Raw genomic sequence first — 18,982 nt, forward strand, 5'->3', positions numbered from 1 at the left:
CGAGGAGTCTGATCCAAACATATTATTTTATTTTTTGAAATGCCTGGGGAATAGTCCAGCGGTGGTCGCCGCGATCATGGCGGCCCTCTACATGGAGCCCCTAATGAACAAGTCAGTTGCCCCCTTGGTATCAAGGGCGGACATCTCGGATTTCCAACGCGATGGCGCAGTCTGTCTACGCGGCGCGTTCAAGGATTGGGTTGGGCTGATCGCCGACGGTATCGCGCGCAATCAGCTTGAACCGGGCCCCTTCGCCACCAACGTGGTCGCGGCGGGCGAGCCTGGAGGCTTTTTCGACGATTATTGCAACTGGGAGCGCATTCCCGAGTTTTGCAGCATCGTCCGGGAGTCGCCCGCGGCCGCGATCGCCGCCGCCGTCATGCAGTCACCCTGCGCCCAATTCTTCCACGATCATGTGCTGGTCAAGGAACCGGGGACCCAGAAGCCCACGCCCTGGCACCAGGACATCCCCTACTACTTTCTCGATGGCGAGCAGACCGTAAGCCTGTGGATCCCGGTGGATCCGGTGCAGGAGGCCACTTTGCGCCTGATCGCGGGATCCCACCGATGGTCCCAGTGGGTGCTGCCGCTGCGCTGGAAAGACGACACCAGCTTCTATGACGATGGCAGCCGCTATCGGCCAGTGCCGAACCCCGACGTCGATCCGGACATGCGGGTACTGGAGTGGGAAATGGAACCGGGAGACGCAGTGTTATTCGATTTCCGAACCGTGCACGGCGCGCGCGGCAACCTCAGCCGGGACCGCCGGCGCGTGCTGTCGCTGCGCTGGTTGGGCGAAGACGTGCGATACGCCGAGAGGCCTGGCAGGACATCCCCTCCGTACCCCGGCCACGGCATGCAGCCCGGCCAACGTCTGCGCCAGGACTGGTTCCCGCAGATCTGGCCGAAAGCCTGAGCGCCACTCGCTTGCAAGACCGACCAAGAGCCTGACGCGGCACCCGCCGACGATCGGGCCACCCATCACTGCTGAGGAGACAGCAATGTCGTGCCAAACAATCCTTCCCGAGGTTCGCGACGTGACGCCGGCCATGGTCGCGCTGCGCCAGCATCTGCATGCCCATCCTGAACTGGGCTACGAGGAGTTTGAAACCAGTCGGCTGGTCGCCGACAAACTACGCGGCTGGGGTTATGAAGTCCATCATGGACTGGCGGGCACCGGCGTCGTGGCAACGCTGCGCAAGGGCCGAGGAGGCCGGGTCATCGGCCTGCGCGCGGACATGGACGCACTGCCGATCATGGAGGCCAGCGGCTTGCCTTACGCGAGCCGCCATGATGGAAAAATGCACGCCTGCGGCCACGACGGGCACACGGCAACGCTATTGGCGGCCGGCCAATGCTTGGCCCAGAGCATCGACTTCGATGGCACCGTGCGCCTGATCTTCCAACCCGCCGAGGAAGGATATCTGGGCGCGCGGAAGATGGTCGAGGAAGGCCTGTTCCAGCGATTTCCCTGTGACGCGGTATTCGCCATGCACAACTGGCCGGGATTGCCTGTGGGCACGTTTGGCTTCCTGTCCGGGCCGTTCATGGCCTCGGCCGATACCGTGACGATCCGTCTCAACGGCCGCGGCGGGCATGGCGCCATGCCGCAAGACACGGTGGACACCGTGATCGCCGCAGCCTCGCTGATCATGGTGCTGCAGACCGTGGTGGCTCGCAACATGCCTCCTCTTGATACGGGAGTGGTAGGGGTCGGGTCTATCCATGGCGGCACCAGTTCCACGGTGGTCCCGGCCAGCGTGGAACTGGCAGTGACGGTCAGGGCATTGAAAGAATCCACCCGTCAGCTCTTGTTGCAGCGTATCGAAGCGCTGGCCCATGCCCAAGCCGAGGCCTTCGGAGCGACAGCGGACGTATCGGTCAGCGCCAATGCGTTCCCGGTGCTCTACAACCATCCGCGGGAAACGGCTTTGGCCCGCGAGGTAGCCCTCGAATGGCTGGGTGAGGATGGACTGGTCGCCGATATGCAGCCAATGACCTGTAGCGAAGACTTCTCCTTCATGCTCCAGGCCTGCCCCGGCAGCTACCTGATCATGGGTAACGGCGAAGGAGCCGAGGGCGGCTGCTTATTGCACAACCCCGCCTACGACTTCAATGATGCTTCGCTGCCCTACGGAGCCAGCTACTGGGTAAAGCTGGCGAGCGCGTTTCTCAAACCCGCCGGCTGATTCCCCGCTGCCGCAGTTCGTTCCGGCCGGCCCAGCCCAGGCCCGGCCGCTGGTAGACGCGCATCCCTATTCAGGAGAATGTCATGGCTGCGATTTCCGAGGTCTTCGCCCCAGTTGCGGAGACCAATATGCAGGTTTCCCGCCGTCGGGTGATTGCCGGCACCACCATCGGCAATGCGCTGGAGTTTTTCGACTTCACCGTTTTCAGTTTTCTGATGCTGTTCATCGGCCCATTGTTTTTTCCCGAGGCATCCTCTTATGGCCAGTTGCTATTGACCACGGCGACCTTTGGCGTGGGGTTCCTGATGCGCCCGGTCGGCGCGCTGCTCATCGGTTCCTACTCCGATCGTTTTGGCCGGCGGGCGGCGATGACCTTGACCCTGTTCCTGATGGGACTGGGTTGCGGCATGATGGCCTTGACGCCGACCTATGAGCAGATCGGCGTCGTTGCGCCCGTGGCCATCGTCACGGCACGCCTGATCCAAGGCTTCGCCGCCGGAGGCGAGGTCGGAGCCGCCACCACCCTTCTGATCGAACACGCGCCGCCATCGCAGCGGGGCTACTATGCCAGTTGGCAATTCGGCAGTCAGTCGCTGGGGGTTTTCCTCGGCGCGATCATGGTGGCAGCTTTGGTGGCAGGCCTGGATGGGCAGGCGATGAACGAATGGGGCTGGCGAATACCATTCTTCATCGGCATGCTTACCGCTCCCGCGGGCTGGTATATCCGGCGCCACCTCGAAGAGACGCTGGTGGCCGGCGTGCCGGACTCTCTCAGCCAACGTGCCAGGGAACGAGCTGCCCGCAGCAGCCCCCTGCGCGAACTGTTCGGCCGGCACAAGCTGACATTGCTCAAAAGCGTGCTGCTGATGCTGGGCGCCATGGTGTCAACGCAGATCATTGCCTTCTACATGCCGTCCTATGCGGCCCGGGTGCTGGGATTGCCCACCACGTCCAGCCTGCTGGCCAGTGTCGTGGTGGGGGTCGTCTGCTTCCTGTTGTCGCCGCTGGTGGGGTGGCTAGCCGATCGCCATGGACGCAAGCGAGTGATCTTTTATTCACGCCTGCTGACCCTGGCCGTGATCGTGCCCAGTTTCCAATGGCTGAATGCGGCCCCGACCCTGACAAACCTGCTGCTGCTCATCGGCTTATTGTCGATGCTGCTGACGCTGCAGACGGTTCCCGGCATCACCATGCTGCCGGAGATGTTCCCCAAATCGATACGTACCAGCGGGATGGCCGCCGCGTATGGCATCGGCGTTTCCATTTTCGGCGGCTTCGCCCAGTTCTTTGTCACCTGGCTATTGCAGGTGACGGGGCAGCCCTTGGCGCCCGCGTGGTACATGATGGCGACAGTCGCCTTGTCCACGCTGGTGCTGCTGTGGATACGCGACAGAACCGGCGAAAATATCGACTAGCCGTCGCGTTGAGCCCGGCAGGATATTCCGCGACGACGGAGTGGGTAAGCTGGAGGCCGGATTGGCCAGGCTTTCCCCGTCGCCCGCGGCTTGCTTGCAACAACGGATCAACGCTTCCTTCACGTACATGGGTTAACCTTCCGGTTGCACAAATCAGAGGTGTTGGAACGAACAATGGGTTTTGAAAAACTTGCCGACCTGCGAGACCAGCTTCGGGCGCAAGCTCAGCAAGCGGCGCCAGCCCAACCGAAAGCTGCAGGCCAGACAAAGAAACGGGACTCCGGAAAGCAACGGGACTCCGGCAAACAACGGGAATCCGCAAGAAGGCAGGAATCCGCCAAGAAGCGCGAGCCCGTCGATCCCACGGTCGAAGCGATCTGGCGCCTGCAGAAGCAGTTTCCGCTGGCTTTCCCCAAGAATCCCGCGCCCAAGGTGCCTCTCAAGGAAGGCATCCTCGCGGATGCCGCCCAGCATCTCGAAGCGCTGGCCATGACGGAAGAACAGCTGAAGCAGGCGATCGCCGAATGGTGCAAGGGCAGCCGCTACTGGGCCTGCCTGACGGAAGATGCGCCCCGCATCGACCTGCAGGGGCAGCCCGTCGGCAAGGTGACCGCGCAGCAAGCGGCGTACGCGCGCCGCCAGGCCAGCCGCCGTCCGGGCGCCAAGGCCCGCCCCGCGAAAAAAGCCGCGGCCCCGCAGGCCGAGGCCGCCCCGGCCGCGGGCCCGCAATCCGCCGAACCGGAACCCGCCGCGGCGCAAGCCACCGAAACGCCCTGATCCCGGGCCTCAAGGAACCACGGCGCCCGCCCAGACTGCGCGGGCGCTTTTTTTCTTCCGCGGCCCCGCCTGTGCCACACAAGTCAGAAATTCTGTGTATAATCGCTGTCTTTGGTGGACACGGCCTTCTGAAAGAGATTTCGGAAATCGCACCAAAAGTGCATGCAATGCATACGCGGGAGTAGCTCAGTTGGTAGAGCGCAACCTTGCCAAGGTTGAGGTCGCGAGTTCGAGACTCGTCTCCCGCTCCAAATACAAAGAGGAAGCAACGGCCAACACCGCGCTTCCTTTTTTCTTGCAAGTGCTGGCGCAATGGCAGAGTGGTTATGCAGCGGATTGCAAATCCGTGTACGTCGGTTCGATTCCGGCTTGCGCCTCCAGCAACTCCCCCTGCATCTCGTTACCCTTCCCTACGCTCCGTCAATCGAATGATTGCTATGGTGACGCCGTTTTCAATTGACGACGATCCTATGCGCACCCTTTCGAGTTCCCGCCTTCGCACCTCTTCTCCGTTGCTGGCCCTGTCCGCCGCGGCGCTGTTTGCATTGGCGCCGTTTGCCGCGCAGGCCGATTCGGACAAGCATCGTCATCGGCACGGCCGCGAGTACAAAGAGCAATACTGGGACGGCGCCTGTAAAGTCGAGCGCAAATGGAAGCGCAACGGCGACTACCAGGAGAAGCGCAAATGCCGGGACGACTACCGCTACGGCTATGCGCCGCAGCCGGTCGTGGTCCCCGCGATGCCGGCGCCCGCCATCGTCATCAACCCGCCCCCCATCATCATTCGGCCCTGAACATGGACCAGTCGGTGAAAGACGCCCTGGCCCGCTGGCCCGACGTGCCCGCGGTCTACGGCTGGCTGTCGCTGGACGCCAGGGGCCGCTGGCGCCTGCACCCGCAGGGCCAGTCCGCGCAGGGCGGACCGGGCGAGTCGATCACCAACAGCCAGATCCTGGAATTCATCAACCGCAACTATGAACACGACGAGACGGGCCGCTGGTATTTCCAGAACGGCCCCCAGCGCGTGTTCCTGCGCCTGGACGCCGCGCCATACACACTGCGCCTGAGCGACGACAATCGCGGCCTGCTGACCCACACGAACGCCGCGGTCGACACCATCGACGCCTGGAAGCTGGACGACGCCGGCCGCCTGTACGCGGCGACGCCGATGGGAGCCGGCATCGTGCTGGACCGCGACCTGCCCCAGCTCCTCGAAAGGCTGGTCACGGATGGCGGCGAGCCGCTGCTGGATGCGCTGGCGGACCTTGCGCCCGGCCATGCGATCCGGGTGACGTTTCCGGGCGTGTATCCGCCAGCGCCCCTGTCCTTGATCGCGCAGGAGAATGTCGCGAGGGAACTGGGCTTCGATCCTGCCCCTGCGCCGTAAGCGGCGCGGGCCGCCGCATTCGCCCAAGACTTAAAACATACCGTTGGCATTGGCGGACTGCTCGGGAATGGGCTGCACCGCATCCCAATGCTCGACGATCTTGCCCTGCTCCAGGCGAAAGATATCGATGATGGCGCTGCCGCGCGTGCCGGGCTCGCGCACCGCGTGCACGTGCAGGATCACGTAATCGCCATCAGTGAAGACGCGCTTGATCTCGCTGCGCGAGTTGGGAAACTTGTCGCGCAGGAAGGCGATGAATTTGCGGAAGCCCTCCGGTCCGTCCGCCGCGCTCGGATTGTGCTGCACGTAGCGGTCGCCCACGTATTTCAGGGCGGCGTCCGCATCCTTCTGGTTCAGCCCCTTCTCGTAGAAGGCCAGCACGGCCGCCTTGTTGGCGGCCTCCTGCTCGGCGGACGCATGGGCGGCGGGCGACAAGGCAACGGCCAGCAGCGCCGCGCCCGCGGCACGCTTGAAGAACAACGCAGGCAAGAACATAGGGACTCCGGAAAAGGATTTAGGGGGGCCGCGCCATTCTATGGCCCGGCCGCCCCGCCAACCATGCCCGTTTCGGTAGACAGTCTGATGCGCGCAGCGTCTTGGCGTAGAACAGGGCGGCGCCGGGCAGCGTGCAGATCGGCGCCTTGCTCAGGCCATGAGCTGAAAACCTGGCGCGGCGGGGGAATCCCAGGACGGGAAGATTTTCCAGGAGCGCTAATCTTGCGATTCCAAGAACAACTATAAACATGCAGAATTGCAAATTATTGTTCCCCGATAGGAAACAATCTTGGACACGCATACTGCGATGCAGACCTTTGCCAAGGTGGTGGAGCTGGGCTCGTTCGCGGCGGCCGCCGACAAGATGGGCCAGGCCCGCTCCGTGGTCACGCGCCAGATCGCCTACCTGGAGCAGAAGTACGGCGTGCGCCTGCTGAACCGCACCACGCGCAAGCTGAGCATGACCGACGCCGGCCGCGCCTTCTACGAACGCGTGCGGCCCATTCTCGCCGAGGTGGCCGACCTGGAACTATCGCTGCAGGCCGAAGGCCAGCGGCCCAGCGGCCGACTGCGGGTAAGCGCGCCGGTGTCGTTCGGCATCCTGCACCTGGGCCCCGCCATCGCCGAATACCTGCAGCGCTACCCCGACGTGATCATCGACCTCGACCTCAATGATCGGGTGGTGGACCTGGTGGAAGACGGATTCGACGTGGCGGTGCGCATCGGCCCGCTGCTCGACTCGTCGCTGGTCGCCCGGCCGCTGGCGCCGCAGCAATTGCTGGTTTGCGCGGCTCCGTCCTATCTGGCGCGCCACGGCACGCCCCGCAAGCCGGAAGAACTCAAGCAGCATCGCTGCCTGCATTACGCCTATGCCAGCACCGGCAATGAATGGCATTTCGAGAAAGACGGGGTCACCCACCTCGTGCGCGTGAACGCGGCGCTGCGCGCCAATAACGGCGATGTCCTGCGCACGGCCGCCCTGGCGGGGCACGGCATCATCCTGCAGCCCGAATTCCTGGTGGGCGACGATGTCCGCGCCGGACGGCTGGTCACGCTGCTGGCCGACTATGCGCACACTCCGATTTCCATGTACGCGGTCTATCCGCACCGCCGCTTCCTGTCGCCCAAGGTGCGCTCCTTCGTCGAACACCTGGAAGATCGTTTCGGCGTTCCGTCCCCGCCCGCGACGGGCCGGCGCGCCAGTCCTCGCCGCAGCCGTTAGAATCGTACCCATGACCGCAAAATCGCCCATCGAATATTTCCCCGCGCCGCGCCGTTCGCACTTCTGCAGCCAATGCGGCTCGCCCGTCAATCGGCGGGTCCCCGAGGGCGACAACCGCGAACGCGACATCTGCGATCACTGCGGCGCCATCCATTACCAGAACCCGCGGTTGGTGGTCGGCACGGTGCCGGTCTGGGAGAACCGCGTGCTGCTTTGCCGGCGCGCGATCGAACCGCGCTACAACACCTGGACGCTGCCCGCGGGCTTCATGGAACTGGGCGAAAGCACTGCGCAAGGCGCGGCCCGCGAAACGCTCGAGGAAGCCGGCGCGCGCATCCAGCTCGGCGATCTCTACACCATCATCGATCTGCCCCAGATCGACCAGGTGCATGTCTTCTACCTGGCGCAATCGGTATCTCCCGACCTGGACCCGGGCCCGGAAAGCCTGGAGGCCCGCTATTACGAGGAATCCGAGATTCCCTGGGACGACCTGGCGTTCCGCACCGTGGCCACGACGCTGCGCCACTACTTCGACGACCGCAAGCTTGGCGTGTTCGGCCCCCATCACTACACCCTAGAATCCCACCGTTGAAGCTGCCCTGGCTTGCCGTCGACACGCCGTTCCCGCCAGCCGAGTTCGCGCTGACGGATCCCGACGGCCTGCTGGCGGCCGGCGCGGACCTCTCCATCCCCCGGCTCATCCAGGCCTACTCCAGCGGCATCTTCCCGTGGTATTCGGAAGGCGAGCCCATTCTGTGGTGGAGCCCCGATCCCCGCATGGTGCTGGCCATCAAGGATTTCTCGCCTTCGCACTCCCTGCGCAAGCTGCTGCGGCAGACCGCCAGCCAGGAGTCCGCGGAGAACCCGCGCGTCCAGGTGCGCGTGGATACGGCCTTCGCGCGGGTGATGGCCGAATGCGCCGCGCCCCGCGACGGGCAGCCCGGCACGTGGATCACCGGCGCCATGCAGCAGGCCTACTGCGCCTGGCACGAGGCCGGCTATGTGCACAGCATCGAAACCTGGATCGACGGCGAACTGGCCGGCGGCCTCTACGGCATCAGCCTGGGCCGGATGTTCTTCGGCGAATCCATGTTCACGCGCGCGCCCAATGCCTCCAAGATCGCGCTGGCCTATCTGGTGCGCTACCTGGCGGCGCAGGGCGTGGAACGCATCGACTGCCAGCAGCAGACGCGCCACCTGGCGAGCCTGGGAGCCCGCCCCATTCCGCGCGCCGCCTTCCTCCAGCACGTCCGCGGCGCCACGGCGCTGCCCGCCGTTCCATGGGCGCGCGGCACGCTGGACAGCGCGGGGCGCCTGCATCCCCAGCCCGCGTCCGGCTCCGGGTTAAGCGTTAATATGTAGCCATCCCGTCACGGATCTGCCGCCGTCTTCCGGGATTGCCCATGAGCCAGCTCAAAGAACTCCCCTTCTCCACCCTACAGTTCTACGCAACCGCTCCCTACCCTTGCAGCTACCTGCCGGGTCGCCAGGCCCGGTCGCAGGTGGCCGCGCCCGGCCACCTGATCAACGCGGGCACGTATTCCCAGTTGGTGGAGCAAGGCTTCCGCCGCAGCGGGCTCTTCACCTACCGCCCCCATTGCGACAACTGCCGCGCCTGTATCCCGGTGCGCGTGGACACCGCGGGCTTCGCTCCCAACCGCAGCCAACGGCGCGCCTGGCGCACGCACCAGAACCTGCAATCCTTCGTGGCGGAGCTGGCCTGGTCCCCCGAACACTACCGGCTCTACACGCGCTATCAGCAAGGCCGCCATCCGGGCGGCGGCATGGACGAAGACAGCCGCACCCAGTACGCGCAATTCCTGCTCACCAGCCGGGTCAACACCAGGCTCGTGGAATTCCGCGACCCCGAAGGCGCCCTGGTCATGGTGTCCATCATCGACGTGCTGGACGACGGCCTGTCCTCCGTCTACACGTTCTATGACCCCGATCTTCCCGGCAGCCTGGGCACCTACAGCATCCTGTGGCAGGTCGAGCAATGCCGCACCCTGAACCTGCCCTGGCTGTATCTGGGCTACTGGATCGCGGACAGCCGCAAGATGTCCTACAAGTCGAGCTTCCATCCCGCCCAGTTCCTGGTCGACGGCGCCTGGCGCGACCAGCCGGAGCCGGCGCCGGCCTGCGCCTGATCCCGGCGCGCGGAGCGCGCGCGTCGCAAGGCGGTTGAAATTCGCTCTACAATTCCGCCCCATGTCTATCCTCTTCCACGCCTATCCCCTGGCCCGCCCGGCGCTCTTCGCCATGGACGCGGAAACCGCCCATGAAGTCACCTTGTCGGGCCTGCAGCGCGCCTATGAATGCGGCGCCACGCGCAAGCTGCTGCACGCGCAGCCCAAAGCGCCCTGCACGCTGATGGGGATGCAGTTGGCCAACCCGATCGGGCTGGCCGCCGGCCTGGACAAGAACGGCGCCTATATCGACGCGCTGGGAAACCTGGGCTTCGGCTTTATCGAGGTGGGCACGGTCACGCCGCGCGCGCAGCCCGGCAATCCGAAACCGCGCATGTTCCGGCTGCCGCGCGCCAACGCGCTCATCAACCGCCTGGGATTCAATAATCAAGGGCTGGACGCCTTCCTGGCCAATGTGCAGCGCAGCACATGGCGCACCCAGGGCGGCATCCTCGGGCTGAACATCGGCAAGAACGCGGACACCCCGATCGAACGGGCCGCGGACGATTACCTGATCGGCCTGGAAGGCGTGTACCCGCACGCGGATTACGTGACCGTGAACATTTCGTCGCCCAACACCAAGAACCTGCGCGCGCTGCAGGGCGACGACGAGTTGTCGGCGCTGCTCGCGCAGCTTGCGGACAAGCGCAAGGCGCTGGAAGACCGGCACCAGCGCCGCGTGCCGATGGCGGTGAAGATCGCGCCGGACCTCACGCAGGAGCAAATCGATTCAATCGCCGACACGCTTCCGCGCCATGGCATCGACGGCGTCATCGCCACCAATACCACGCTCTCGCGCGATGCCGTCGCGGGCCAGGCGCACGCCGAAGAGGCGGGTGGCCTGTCCGGCGCGCCGGTGCATGAATTGTCCTTGACCGTTATCCGGCGGTTGAAGCAGCAGCTGGGCAACAGCCTCGCTATCATCGGCGTGGGCGGCGTGCTCTCGGGCCGCCAGGCCCGCGAGAAAATGGAAGCCGGCGCGGACGCGGTCCAACTCTACACCGGCCTGATCTACCGCGGCCCGGCGCTGGTGGGCGAATGCGTGCGGGCGACGGCCCGCTGACGGACAGGTCCGTCCCTCTTTCTCTCTGTCCGCTTCGCGAAAAAGCGGGCAAAAAAAGGGGCCACCCGGCGGGTGGCCCTAATTCCAGCTCTGCTCTGTCACTCAACAGTACTACATTACTGCGGTTTGCGCACCATGGCGCGCCAAAAACTTAGGCGCTGCGACGGCTGCGGCTGGCGACCTTGGTCGCGGCGTCGGCGGCGTCCGTGGCGGCCTTGAAGGTCGCGTTGGCGGCGGCGTTCAGGTTCGACTCGGCGACTTCGGCGGCCTGCTTGGCGGCCTTGGTCATCGAATCGTAGGCGCTGGTCGCGGTGGCCAGCGAGGACTTGATCAGGGCGACGGCGCTTTCGGAACCGGTCGGGGCGTTCTTGGAGAACTGGTCGACCACGTCGCTCAGCTGCTGCTGGCTTTCGGCGATCTGTTCTTCGGTCAGCTTGACCAGGCTGCCCTGCACGCCGGCGACGATGTCGTACACGTGCTTGGTGTAGGCCATGGCCTTTTCGGCGCCCGGCTGCAGCAGACCGGAGGCGAACGCGGCGGCTTCCTGCGGGTCCTTCAGTTCGGTGGCTTGCTGCGACTTCTGGGCGACTTCGTCCAGGGTGGCGCGCACGACCTTCAGATTCAACTCGACCAGCTTTTCGAAGCCGGCGAACACAGCCGACTGGGCGGCCACGAGGGTATTGATGCTGGCTTTCTGACGGTCCAGGACTTGTTGGGGGATGGCGCTCATAGAATGCTCCTTCGTGGGTAGCCGGGGGGCGACCCGGCAAATCAAGGATGGTTGTCTGCGACGAAATAAGTAAACGTGCGCGGAAACTGGTACTACAAGCTACCGCCGGCCCGTTTGATGCACTGCACAATTGACATTCTAGGCTGGGAAAAATACTTGTCAAGGATTTTTTGTGCGGCGCAATAAATGATTGCACTTTGCCTGTGCGCATCCGCGCCGGCCTTTGATCCGGCACAAATGTTTCATGGTTGGGGAAATACCGGACGTGACGGCGTATCAATTCTTTTCTAAACTGCTTTCATGCTGATGACAGATAAAGACAACCGATAAGTCGTCCGGCAATAACTAAATCGCAGCAAGCAAAACCCTGCAATTGGAGACTCCATGACCCTCTTCCCCCGCACGCTTACGGCCCTGCTCGCGGCAAGCGCCATGCTCGCCGCCGGCGCCGCCCAGGCGGAATACCCGGACCGCCCCATCAATATGGTGGTGCCGTTCGCCGCAGGCGGACCGACGGACAACGTCGCGCGCTCGCTCGCGGAAGCCATGCGGCCGAGTCTGGGCCAGACCGTCGTGGTCGAAAACAAGGGCGGCGCCGGCGGCACGATCGGCACCACCCAGGTGGCGCGCGCCCAGCCCGACGGCTATTCCGTCCTGCTGATGCACGCCGGCTTCTCGACCGCGCCGTCGCTGTACAAGAACCCGGGGTACGACCCCTACAAGAGCTTCGAGCCCATCGGCCTGGTGGTCGACGTGCCGATGACCATCATCGCGCGCTCGGACTTCCCGCCCAACAACATCCAGGAACTGGCCGACTACGTCAAAAAGAACAAGGACAAGGTCTCCCTGGCCAACGCGGGCATTGGCGCCGCCAGCCATCTCTGCGGCACCATGCTGGTGGAAGCGCTGGGCGTGCAGCTGCTGACCATCCCGTACAAGGGCACCGCGCCCGCCATGAACGACCTGCTGGGCAAGCAGGTGGACCTGCTCTGCGACCAGACCACCAACACCACGCAGCAGATCGACAGCGGCAAGGTGAAGGCCTACGCCGTCACCAGCCTGAAGCGCGTTCCCACGCTGCCCAAGCTGCCGACCATGGATGAATCCGGCTACAAGGGTTTCGAAGTGGGTATCTGGCATGGCATGTGGGTGCCGAAGGGCACGCCCAAGCCGGTCGTGGACAAGCTGGTCAAGAGCCTGCAGGCCGGCCTGGCCGATCCCAAGTTCCAGGAACGCATGAAGCAGCTCGGCGCGACCGTGCTTACCGCCGAAGCCAACCCGCAAGCCCTCGAAGCCAAGGTCAAGCAGCAGGTCCCGCAGTGGGCCGAGCTGTTCAAGAAGGCCGGCGTCGAACAGCAGTAAAAGCCGCGCGCCCCGAACGGGCGCGCCCAAAAGAAAAGCCCCTGGCGGGGCTTTTCTTTTGGGCGGCGTTCATGGCCGCAGGGCCTCGGCCGCCATGCCCAGGCCATTGAAACCCGTGGACACGGAGGGCTCGTAGCCCAGCGCTTCCGAGATGCTGGCCGCGGTGTCGACCAGCGCCTTGATCCATTCGTCCTGCAGGCGTTCCGCGGGGGCCGAGATGGACAGGCCCGCGACCAGCTTGCCGGTATCGTCGAAAATGCCCGCAGCGATGCAACGCACGCCGAGTTCGAGCTCCTCGTTGTCCCGCGCGTAACCATGCCGGCGCACCAGCGCCAGCTCGCGTTCCAGGCGATCCAGGTCGGTCAGGCTGTTGCGCGTGTGCCCCGCCAGGCCGGTGCGCAGGGCATAGGCCCTGACCTGCCGGGCGTCGCCGGTGGACAGGAAGAGCTTGCCGGTGGACGTCAGGTGCAGGGGCGCGCGGCCGCCGATGGCGCGCACCACCTGCATGCCGGAACGCTCGCTCCAGGCCCGGTCGATATAAACGATCTCGTCGCCCTGCTGCACCGACAGGTTGATGGTCTGCCCGGTCAGCTTGTGCAGCGAACGCATGGCGGAAATGGCCGCCTCGCGCACGTTCAGCCGCCCTTTCACCAGCGAACCGAGTTCCAGCAGGCGCATGCCCAGCTGGTACAGGCCATTGTCGACGCGCTCGACGTAGCGGCCCACGACCAGGTCGTTCAGGATGCGGTGCGCCGTGGACGCATGCAGGCCCGTGGTGGCGGACAGTTCCTTGAGCGTCACGGGATCCGGCTGCGCGGCCAGGGCGTCGAGCAGCCGCATGGCGCGTTCGATCACCTGGATGGCGATGGGATGGGCTGAAGCGCCTTCGGTTTCGGCGTCCAGGGGATTGCGGGAGGTCGGGAGGCGGGCCATGGGAAGTGATGAGCTAGGGTCTGCTGACACGAGCGCCGTTCCACCGAAAAAAACCGGCCTTGCGGCGACGCAGCAAACAGTTCTTTCCCGTATTGTGAAATTTACGAGACCGTTTGGCAACCGGTTTTTTGCGAATAAAAAGGGGTCGCCCCCTATTTATTCAGCTCGGTATCAGGTTCCGGACGGCGCCGCGAGCTTCCCTCCCAGGCGCAGAACCTCCGCTCGCAGGAACTCCAGGGCGGCGGCCGCTCCCTCGGGTTCGCCCTTTACGCCCAGCTCGATATGGGGCGTGCCGCCCTCCTCGCCGACGCTGGGCAGACTGAAGGCGCGCACGCCGGGCCAGCGGGTTTCCACGCTGACCATGGCGGGTGTGATCCGCGATTCAGGCATGCTGAAAACCAGGAATGAATGCTCCGCGTGGACCTGCACATGCTGCAGCGCACGATAGCGAGTGTCCAGCGTCCACTCCAGCATCGGCCACGCCATGACCGGAAATCCGGGCACGAAAGTGTGGTCGCGGATGAAGAAGCCGGGAATCCGGTTGTAGGGGTTCGGCACGATCTCGCACCCTTCCGGGAACACGCCCATCTGCAGGCGCTGCTGGTTCTCGGGCGTGCTCATGTCGGCCGTGCCCTGCCCCTTGGCCGCCATCTCGGCTGCGCGTTGCGCGATCGCCTGTTCGGCCTCGGGATGCAGCGCCAGCGGCAGGTCCAGGGCTGCCGCGGCCGCCTGCCGCGTGTGGTCGTCCGGCGTGCCGCCGATGCCCCCGCAGGAGAACACCACGTCGCCCGAGGCGAAACTGCGCTTGTAGGCGGCCACCAGCGTGTCGCGGTCGTCGGGCAGGATTTCGGCCCAGCCGAGTTGCATGCCGCGCGCGCCCAGGAGCTCGACCACTTTGGAAAAATGCTTGTCCTGACGGCGGCCCGACAGGATTTCATCCCCGACGATGATGAGGCCGATGCGGCGGGCGGATTCTGCAGCCATGTCCGATTCCATAAGGTGAGAGGGGAAACGTCCGGTCAGACGTCGATGACGCGCTCGTCGCGCAGGCGCTTGAGCGCTTCCAGCCCGTAGTGCGCGTAGACCAGCGCAGAGAATACAGGCAGGATGACCCATGCGGGCGGCAACAGGTTCAATAGCGAACAGATCAGGCCGATGGTCCAGAAACCGCCATTGTTCCGCTCCAGGATGAGCTTGCGCTCGGCAGGGCTGGCGTGCTCCACGATGGCGTCCACCCGCATCATGCGCGAGAACGCGAACGCCCACCAGAAGATCGACAGCACCACGGCCATGGGCGGCACGAGCCATAGCGGCAGCGTCAGCACCCACCCCGCCGCGAACGCCAGGGACACCCAGACGGCGTTCCAGACGCTGACCGCGGTCGAGTACTTGCCCTGCCGGGTCACGGTGGCGTATTCGCGCTGGCCCACGTGGCGCAGCACCAGCGGCATGACGAAGACGGCGGCGATCGCCAGCCCCAGGATGCCGGACACCGGCAGCAGGATGGCCGCCGCGATGATGGGGATCAGGTAGACCTTGAGCGAAAACAGGCCCACCGCGAGCATCCAGTCCTCGGCCCGATTGACGAAATCCCAGCGCGCGGCTTCGGCCGCCAGCCATTCGTTCAGCGGCGTCCAGAACAGGTACAGGAGCAGCAGGCAGCCCACCAGCGCGATCAGGAAAGGCAGCAGCACCGCGAACAGCATCGTCGGATGGCATTGCGATACCAGCGCGCGCTTGAACGCCTGCCCCACGTTGGCCGCGCCGGCGCCGGCTCGGGAGATTCGGTCCTGCTCGGGCGTGGCGGAATCGGTGCGCAAAACGGTCATGACGGCGGAAATGAGGGGGTGGACATCCCGGGTATGATAGTCAAACACGCCCTGATCTGCCCACATGTCTCTACTCGTACCCGATACCGACCAAGCCGCGCTGCGCGCGCGCCTGGGCTCATCGCCCGACACCTGGCTGGTCGCATGCTTCTGCGCGGCCTGGTGCGATACCTGCGAACAATACAAGCCCAAGCTGCAGGCGCTGGCCGAGGCCATGCCGCAGCATGTCTTCGCATGGATCGACATCGAAGACCATGCCGAATTGCTGGGCGAAGAAGACGTCGAGAACTTCCCCACCCTGTTGGTGCAGATCGGCCCGCGCGTGGTGTTCTACGGGCCGATGCTGCCGCACATCGGCCACCTCGAGCGCTTGCTGGAAAGCCTGGACGAACATAGCGCCGCCGTCGCCACGGCATTGCCGGACCTGCCCCGGCTGCTGGCCTCCTGACCAGCCCCTTCGCCCTCCCCAAGAAAAAACCCGCAGGGCCTGAAAGTCTTGCGGGTTTTTATTTGCCGGGCGCCGGGCCTCAGGGCTTGCGGCTGCCGCCCAGCAGCACGGCGATCTGCCGCTTCGGCGCGGAGGATCCGCCGTTGGTCTTGGGCGCGGGCGTTTCGGCCTGCGTGGACGGGGCCGAGGGCTCGTAGGGCTTCAGGAAGAAGTCGTCCACGGGCTGACGCGGCGCGCTGGAGGAATAGCCGGACCGGCGGTCGGCCGAACGGCCGCGATCGCCCCGGCCCTCGCGCGGCGACGACGAACCGCCGCGGCGGTCGTCGCTGCGGCGATGGCTGCGCGCGACCAGGTCGGCCGGAACATCCAGGGTGCCCCGCGGCACTTCGCGCTTGATGAGTTTTTCGATATCGAGCAGGAAGCGCTCTTCGTCGGGCGTGAACAGGGCGATGGCCTCGCCGGACGCGCCCGCGCGGCCCGTGCGGCCGATGCGGTGCACGTAGTCCTCGGCGTTGTACGGCAGGTCGTAATTGATGACGCAGGGCACGCCGGCCACATCCAGGCCGCGGGCGGCCACGTCGGTGGCCACCAGCACTTCGAGTTCGCCCGCCTTGAAGGCTTCCAGCGCCTTCATGCGGTCGGCCTGGGTCTTGTCGCCGTGGATCGATTCGGCCTTGACGCCGTCGCGCTCCAGCTCACGGGCCAGGCGCGCCGTGCCGATCTTCGTGTTGGAGAACACGATGACCTGGTTCAGGCCGCGCGACTTCACCAGATGCACGACGGCGGCGCGCTTGGCGTCGCTCGGCATCTTGTACGCGATCTGCGTGATCGTCGCGGCGGTGGCGTTGCGCGCGGCGACTTCGATTTCGACGGGGTGATTCAGGTACGAACGGCCGAGCTTGCGGATTTCGTTGCTGAACGTGGCGGAGAACAGCAGGCCCTGGCGCTGCGCGGGCAGCAGGCGGATGATGCGCTCCAGGTCGGGCAGGAAGCCCATGTCCAACATGCGGTCCGCTTCGTCGAGCACCAGGATGCCTACCTGGCTCAGACTCACCGTCTTCTGCTCGACGTGGTCGAGCAGGCGGCCCGGCGTGGCCACCAACACTTCGCAACCGCGGCGCAGCGCGTCCTTTTGCGGGCCGATATCCACGCCGCCGAACACCACCGCGGAACGCAGCGGCGTCTGCTTGCTGTAGCGCTTGACGCTTTCGTACACCTGGTCCGCGAGTTCGCGCGTGGGCGTGAGGATCAGCGCGCGCACCGGATGGCGAGCGGGCGATGCGCTGGTGTTGGCCAGCGGCATCAGGCGGTGCAGGATGGGCAGCGTGAAGGCCGCCGTCTTGCCGGTGCCGGTTTGCGCGGCGCCCATGACGTCGCGGCCTTCCACCACGACGGGGATGGCCTGGGCCTGGATGGGCGTGGGAGTGGTGTAGCCGGTTTCGGCGATGGACTGCAACAGCAGGGGGTGCAGCCCGAAATCGGCGAACGTCGGCGCGGGCGCTTCAGCGGCGGGTGCTACGGGTTGGGTGGATTCAGTCATCAGGGTTAGGCAGATACCGGGACCAATGAAAAAGAACAAAACGAGAGTGCTGCATGCACCGCACTACATATGCATCGGGACAATCGGAACACGCGCAACTGCGTCCTGCCGTGCAGGCCAGATCGCGCATTCTGGATTCGATACTTATGAGGGCAGTACCAGGCCCGGATTGCTGTGGATAACCTGATTTTAGCGCAGCCTCATTGCCACACGGTCAAACCGGCCGTCGAAAGGCGTTACGAGGCCCCCTGGCGGCACGCCATAAGCGCCCGTCAGGCATACCGAAAGCGTCCACTCCATGGACATTCCAGATGGGCCCTCAGCCCGCCAGCCAGCGCAGCCCCCACAAGGCCAGCATGCCCACGACGATCACCAGGACCGCGCTGCGGGTGCGCAGGAATACCAGGACGGCCAGCACGCCGGCCACCAGCTTGTAGTCGAACACGGGGCCCAGCCCGGCCTTCCAGGGCAGCAGGTCGGGCACCAGGATGGCGGTCAGGGCGGCGGCGGGCGCGTAGCGTAGCGCCCGCCGCACCCCGTCCGGCAAGGGAATGTAGTCGCCGAACAGCATGAAGCCGGCGCGCGTCAGCACGCTGCACAGCGCCAGCAGCAGGATGGCGGAATAAACGTAGATTTCGGAGGGCCAGAGGCTCATGCGCGGCCCTTGAAGTAGCGTTCTGCCACGATGCCCGCGACGACGCCGGCCACGACGGCGGCCGCCAGGCCCAGGCGCAGGGGCAGGACCTGCCCGGTCCAGGCCACCACACCGGCGGCCAGCATGGAAATCAGCATGGGCTTGGAGTTGGCCAGCGGCACCGTGATCGCCAGGAGCGCCAGCACCGCGGCGAAATCCAGGGACCAGTCCGTAGGCACCATCGCCCCCAGGTAGATGCCGACGATGGAGGACGTTTGCCAGACGAACCAGCCCGGCGCGATCGTCCCCAGGAAGAACCACAGCTGTTCGCGCGTGCCGCGCTCGGCCGCATCGCCGTAGCGCGGCATGAACAGCACGAAGCCCATATCGGTAGTGAAATAACCCAGCCCGAGCCGCTTGGGCCAGGACATGTGGCGGAAATAAGGCTGCAGCGCCGCGCCGAAGATCAGGAACCGCAGATTCACGACGCAGCCCGCCGCGAAGATCAGCCATAGCGGCGCCCCCGCGGCGATGAGCGGCAGGGACGTCAGTTGGGCGGAACCCGCGTACAGGAGCAGGGTCATCGCCAGCGCCATGGATTCGGTCAGGCCCGACTTGACCATGGCCACCCCGGTGACGAGGCCCCAGGTCGCCGTGGCGATCAGGGCGGGCACGATGGCGTGGACGCCGGCGCGGAAAGCGGTGGCACGCTCCCGTCGGACCACGGCCGGATCTTGGGTATCGGGAAGCGCGGATTCAGAGGACAACGGCT

Annotated in this window: 21 protein-coding genes and 2 tRNA genes; 15 read left to right on the forward strand and 8 right to left on the reverse strand. The window is 65.3% G+C overall.

What is annotated here, in order from left to right; translation table 11 throughout:
• The first annotated feature begins 103 nt into the window (after positions 1-103).
• From ACN6PJ_RS06305 to ACN6PJ_RS06340, 8 genes are all read left to right on the forward strand, one after another.
• Positions 104-916 carry a phytanoyl-CoA dioxygenase family protein gene (locus tag ACN6PJ_RS06305; protein ID WP_427995253.1) on the forward strand — a complete coding sequence of 271 codons (813 nt, stop codon included), beginning with the start codon at positions 104-106 and terminating at the stop codon, positions 914-916.
• 85 nt (positions 917-1,001) lie between these two features.
• Complete coding sequence (locus ACN6PJ_RS06310; protein ID WP_427995030.1) at positions 1,002-2,189, forward strand: M20 aminoacylase family protein; 1,188 nt, start codon at positions 1,002-1,004, stop codon at positions 2,187-2,189.
• A gap of 83 nt (positions 2,190-2,272) precedes the next feature.
• Positions 2,273-3,604, forward strand: a complete 1,332-nt coding sequence (locus tag ACN6PJ_RS06315; RefSeq protein WP_427995031.1) for an MFS transporter — start codon at positions 2,273-2,275, stop codon at positions 3,602-3,604.
• A gap of 174 nt (positions 3,605-3,778) precedes the next feature.
• Positions 3,779-4,381, forward strand: coding sequence for a ProQ/FinO family protein (locus ACN6PJ_RS06320; RefSeq protein ID WP_427995032.1), 603 nt, complete (start codon positions 3,779-3,781; stop codon positions 4,379-4,381).
• A 175-nt stretch (positions 4,382-4,556) separates the two neighbouring features.
• Positions 4,557-4,632, forward strand: a tRNA-Gly gene (locus tag ACN6PJ_RS06325).
• A gap of 55 nt (positions 4,633-4,687) precedes the next feature.
• Positions 4,688-4,761 (forward strand) — tRNA-Cys (locus ACN6PJ_RS06330).
• Between the two features lie 57 nt (positions 4,762-4,818).
• Complete coding sequence (locus ACN6PJ_RS06335; RefSeq protein ID WP_427995033.1) at positions 4,819-5,175, forward strand: hypothetical protein; 357 nt, start codon at positions 4,819-4,821, stop codon at positions 5,173-5,175.
• 2 nt (positions 5,176-5,177) lie between these two features.
• Positions 5,178-5,768 carry a DUF2946 family protein gene (locus tag ACN6PJ_RS06340; RefSeq protein WP_427995034.1) on the forward strand — a complete coding sequence of 197 codons (591 nt, stop codon included), beginning with the start codon at positions 5,178-5,180 and terminating at the stop codon, positions 5,766-5,768.
• A gap of 30 nt (positions 5,769-5,798) precedes the next feature.
• Here ACN6PJ_RS06340 and ACN6PJ_RS06345 read toward each other — a convergent pair whose 3' ends face one another.
• The gene (locus ACN6PJ_RS06345) at positions 5,799-6,263 is read right to left on the reverse strand and encodes a nuclear transport factor 2 family protein (protein WP_427995035.1); all 465 of its coding nucleotides are present in this window, start codon (positions 6,261-6,263) and stop codon (positions 5,799-5,801) included.
• 289 nt (positions 6,264-6,552) lie between these two features.
• On the opposite strand from ACN6PJ_RS06345, the gene ACN6PJ_RS06350 reads away from it, so the two are divergent.
• The 5 genes from ACN6PJ_RS06350 to ACN6PJ_RS06370 all read left to right on the forward strand — a co-directional run bounded on the left by ACN6PJ_RS06350 (position 6,553) and on the right by ACN6PJ_RS06370 (position 10,734).
• Positions 6,553-7,485 carry a LysR family transcriptional regulator gene (locus ACN6PJ_RS06350; RefSeq protein ID WP_427995036.1) on the forward strand — a complete coding sequence of 311 codons (933 nt, stop codon included), beginning with the start codon at positions 6,553-6,555 and terminating at the stop codon, positions 7,483-7,485.
• 10 nt (positions 7,486-7,495) lie between these two features.
• Positions 7,496-8,077, forward strand: a complete 582-nt coding sequence (locus ACN6PJ_RS06355; protein ID WP_427995037.1) for an NUDIX hydrolase — start codon at positions 7,496-7,498, stop codon at positions 8,075-8,077.
• Positions 8,074-8,847 (forward strand): leucyl/phenylalanyl-tRNA--protein transferase, encoded by a 774-nt coding sequence (gene aat, locus ACN6PJ_RS06360; RefSeq protein ID WP_427995038.1) that lies wholly within the window; start codon positions 8,074-8,076, stop codon positions 8,845-8,847. The genes ACN6PJ_RS06355 and aat overlap by 4 nt, the downstream gene beginning before the upstream one ends.
• A 41-nt stretch (positions 8,848-8,888) precedes the next feature.
• Complete coding sequence (locus ACN6PJ_RS06365) at positions 8,889-9,632, forward strand: arginyltransferase (RefSeq protein WP_427995039.1); 744 nt, start codon at positions 8,889-8,891, stop codon at positions 9,630-9,632.
• A 61-nt stretch (positions 9,633-9,693) separates the two neighbouring features.
• Complete coding sequence (locus ACN6PJ_RS06370) at positions 9,694-10,734, forward strand: quinone-dependent dihydroorotate dehydrogenase (RefSeq protein ID WP_427995040.1); 1,041 nt, start codon at positions 9,694-9,696, stop codon at positions 10,732-10,734.
• A gap of 151 nt (positions 10,735-10,885) precedes the next feature.
• Here ACN6PJ_RS06370 and ACN6PJ_RS06375 read toward each other — a convergent pair whose 3' ends face one another.
• Positions 10,886-11,464 carry a phasin family protein gene (locus ACN6PJ_RS06375; RefSeq protein WP_427995041.1) on the reverse strand — a complete coding sequence of 193 codons (579 nt, stop codon included), beginning with the start codon at positions 11,462-11,464 and terminating at the stop codon, positions 10,886-10,888.
• A gap of 384 nt (positions 11,465-11,848) precedes the next feature.
• Here ACN6PJ_RS06375 and ACN6PJ_RS06380 point away from each other — a divergent pair, with 384 nt between their 5' ends.
• Entirely contained in the window at positions 11,849-12,826 is a 978-nt protein-coding gene (locus tag ACN6PJ_RS06380) for a tripartite tricarboxylate transporter substrate binding protein BugD (RefSeq protein WP_043543773.1), read from the forward strand.
• A 69-nt stretch (positions 12,827-12,895) separates the two neighbouring features.
• Here ACN6PJ_RS06380 and ACN6PJ_RS06385 read toward each other — a convergent pair whose 3' ends face one another.
• The 3 genes from ACN6PJ_RS06385 to ACN6PJ_RS06395 form a co-directional block, all read right to left on the reverse strand.
• Positions 12,896-13,759, reverse strand: a complete 864-nt coding sequence (locus ACN6PJ_RS06385; protein WP_427995042.1) for an IclR family transcriptional regulator — start codon at positions 13,757-13,759, stop codon at positions 12,896-12,898.
• A 171-nt stretch (positions 13,760-13,930) separates the two neighbouring features.
• Positions 13,931-14,743, reverse strand: coding sequence for a competence/damage-inducible protein A (locus tag ACN6PJ_RS06390; protein WP_427995043.1), 813 nt, complete (start codon positions 14,741-14,743; stop codon positions 13,931-13,933).
• A 35-nt stretch (positions 14,744-14,778) separates the two neighbouring features.
• The gene (locus ACN6PJ_RS06395; RefSeq protein WP_427995254.1) at positions 14,779-15,588 is read right to left on the reverse strand and encodes an EI24 domain-containing protein; all 810 of its coding nucleotides are present in this window, start codon (positions 15,586-15,588) and stop codon (positions 14,779-14,781) included.
• A 64-nt stretch (positions 15,589-15,652) separates the two neighbouring features.
• On the opposite strand from ACN6PJ_RS06395, the gene ACN6PJ_RS06400 reads away from it, so the two are divergent.
• A complete protein-coding gene (locus tag ACN6PJ_RS06400) occupies positions 15,653-16,036 on the forward strand; it encodes a thioredoxin family protein (RefSeq protein WP_427995044.1) in 384 nt (127 codons plus the stop codon).
• A gap of 79 nt (positions 16,037-16,115) precedes the next feature.
• On the opposite strand, the gene ACN6PJ_RS06405 is transcribed toward ACN6PJ_RS06400, so the two are convergent.
• The 3 genes from ACN6PJ_RS06405 to ACN6PJ_RS06415 form a co-directional block, all read right to left on the reverse strand.
• Positions 16,116-17,576 carry a DEAD/DEAH box helicase gene (locus ACN6PJ_RS06405; RefSeq protein ID WP_427995045.1) on the reverse strand — a complete coding sequence of 487 codons (1,461 nt, stop codon included), beginning with the start codon at positions 17,574-17,576 and terminating at the stop codon, positions 16,116-16,118.
• A gap of 319 nt (positions 17,577-17,895) precedes the next feature.
• Entirely contained in the window at positions 17,896-18,231 is a 336-nt protein-coding gene (locus ACN6PJ_RS06410; protein ID WP_427995046.1) for an AzlD domain-containing protein, read from the reverse strand.
• A complete protein-coding gene (locus tag ACN6PJ_RS06415; RefSeq protein ID WP_427995047.1) occupies positions 18,228-18,977 on the reverse strand; it encodes an AzlC family ABC transporter permease in 750 nt (249 codons plus the stop codon). Before ACN6PJ_RS06415 ends, ACN6PJ_RS06410 begins: the two co-directional genes overlap by 4 nt.
• Positions 18,978-18,982: the final 5 nt, after the last annotated feature.

This window comes from Achromobacter sp., assembly GCF_050285585.1.
Classification (GTDB): Bacteria; Pseudomonadota; Gammaproteobacteria; order Burkholderiales; family Burkholderiaceae_B; genus Achromobacter.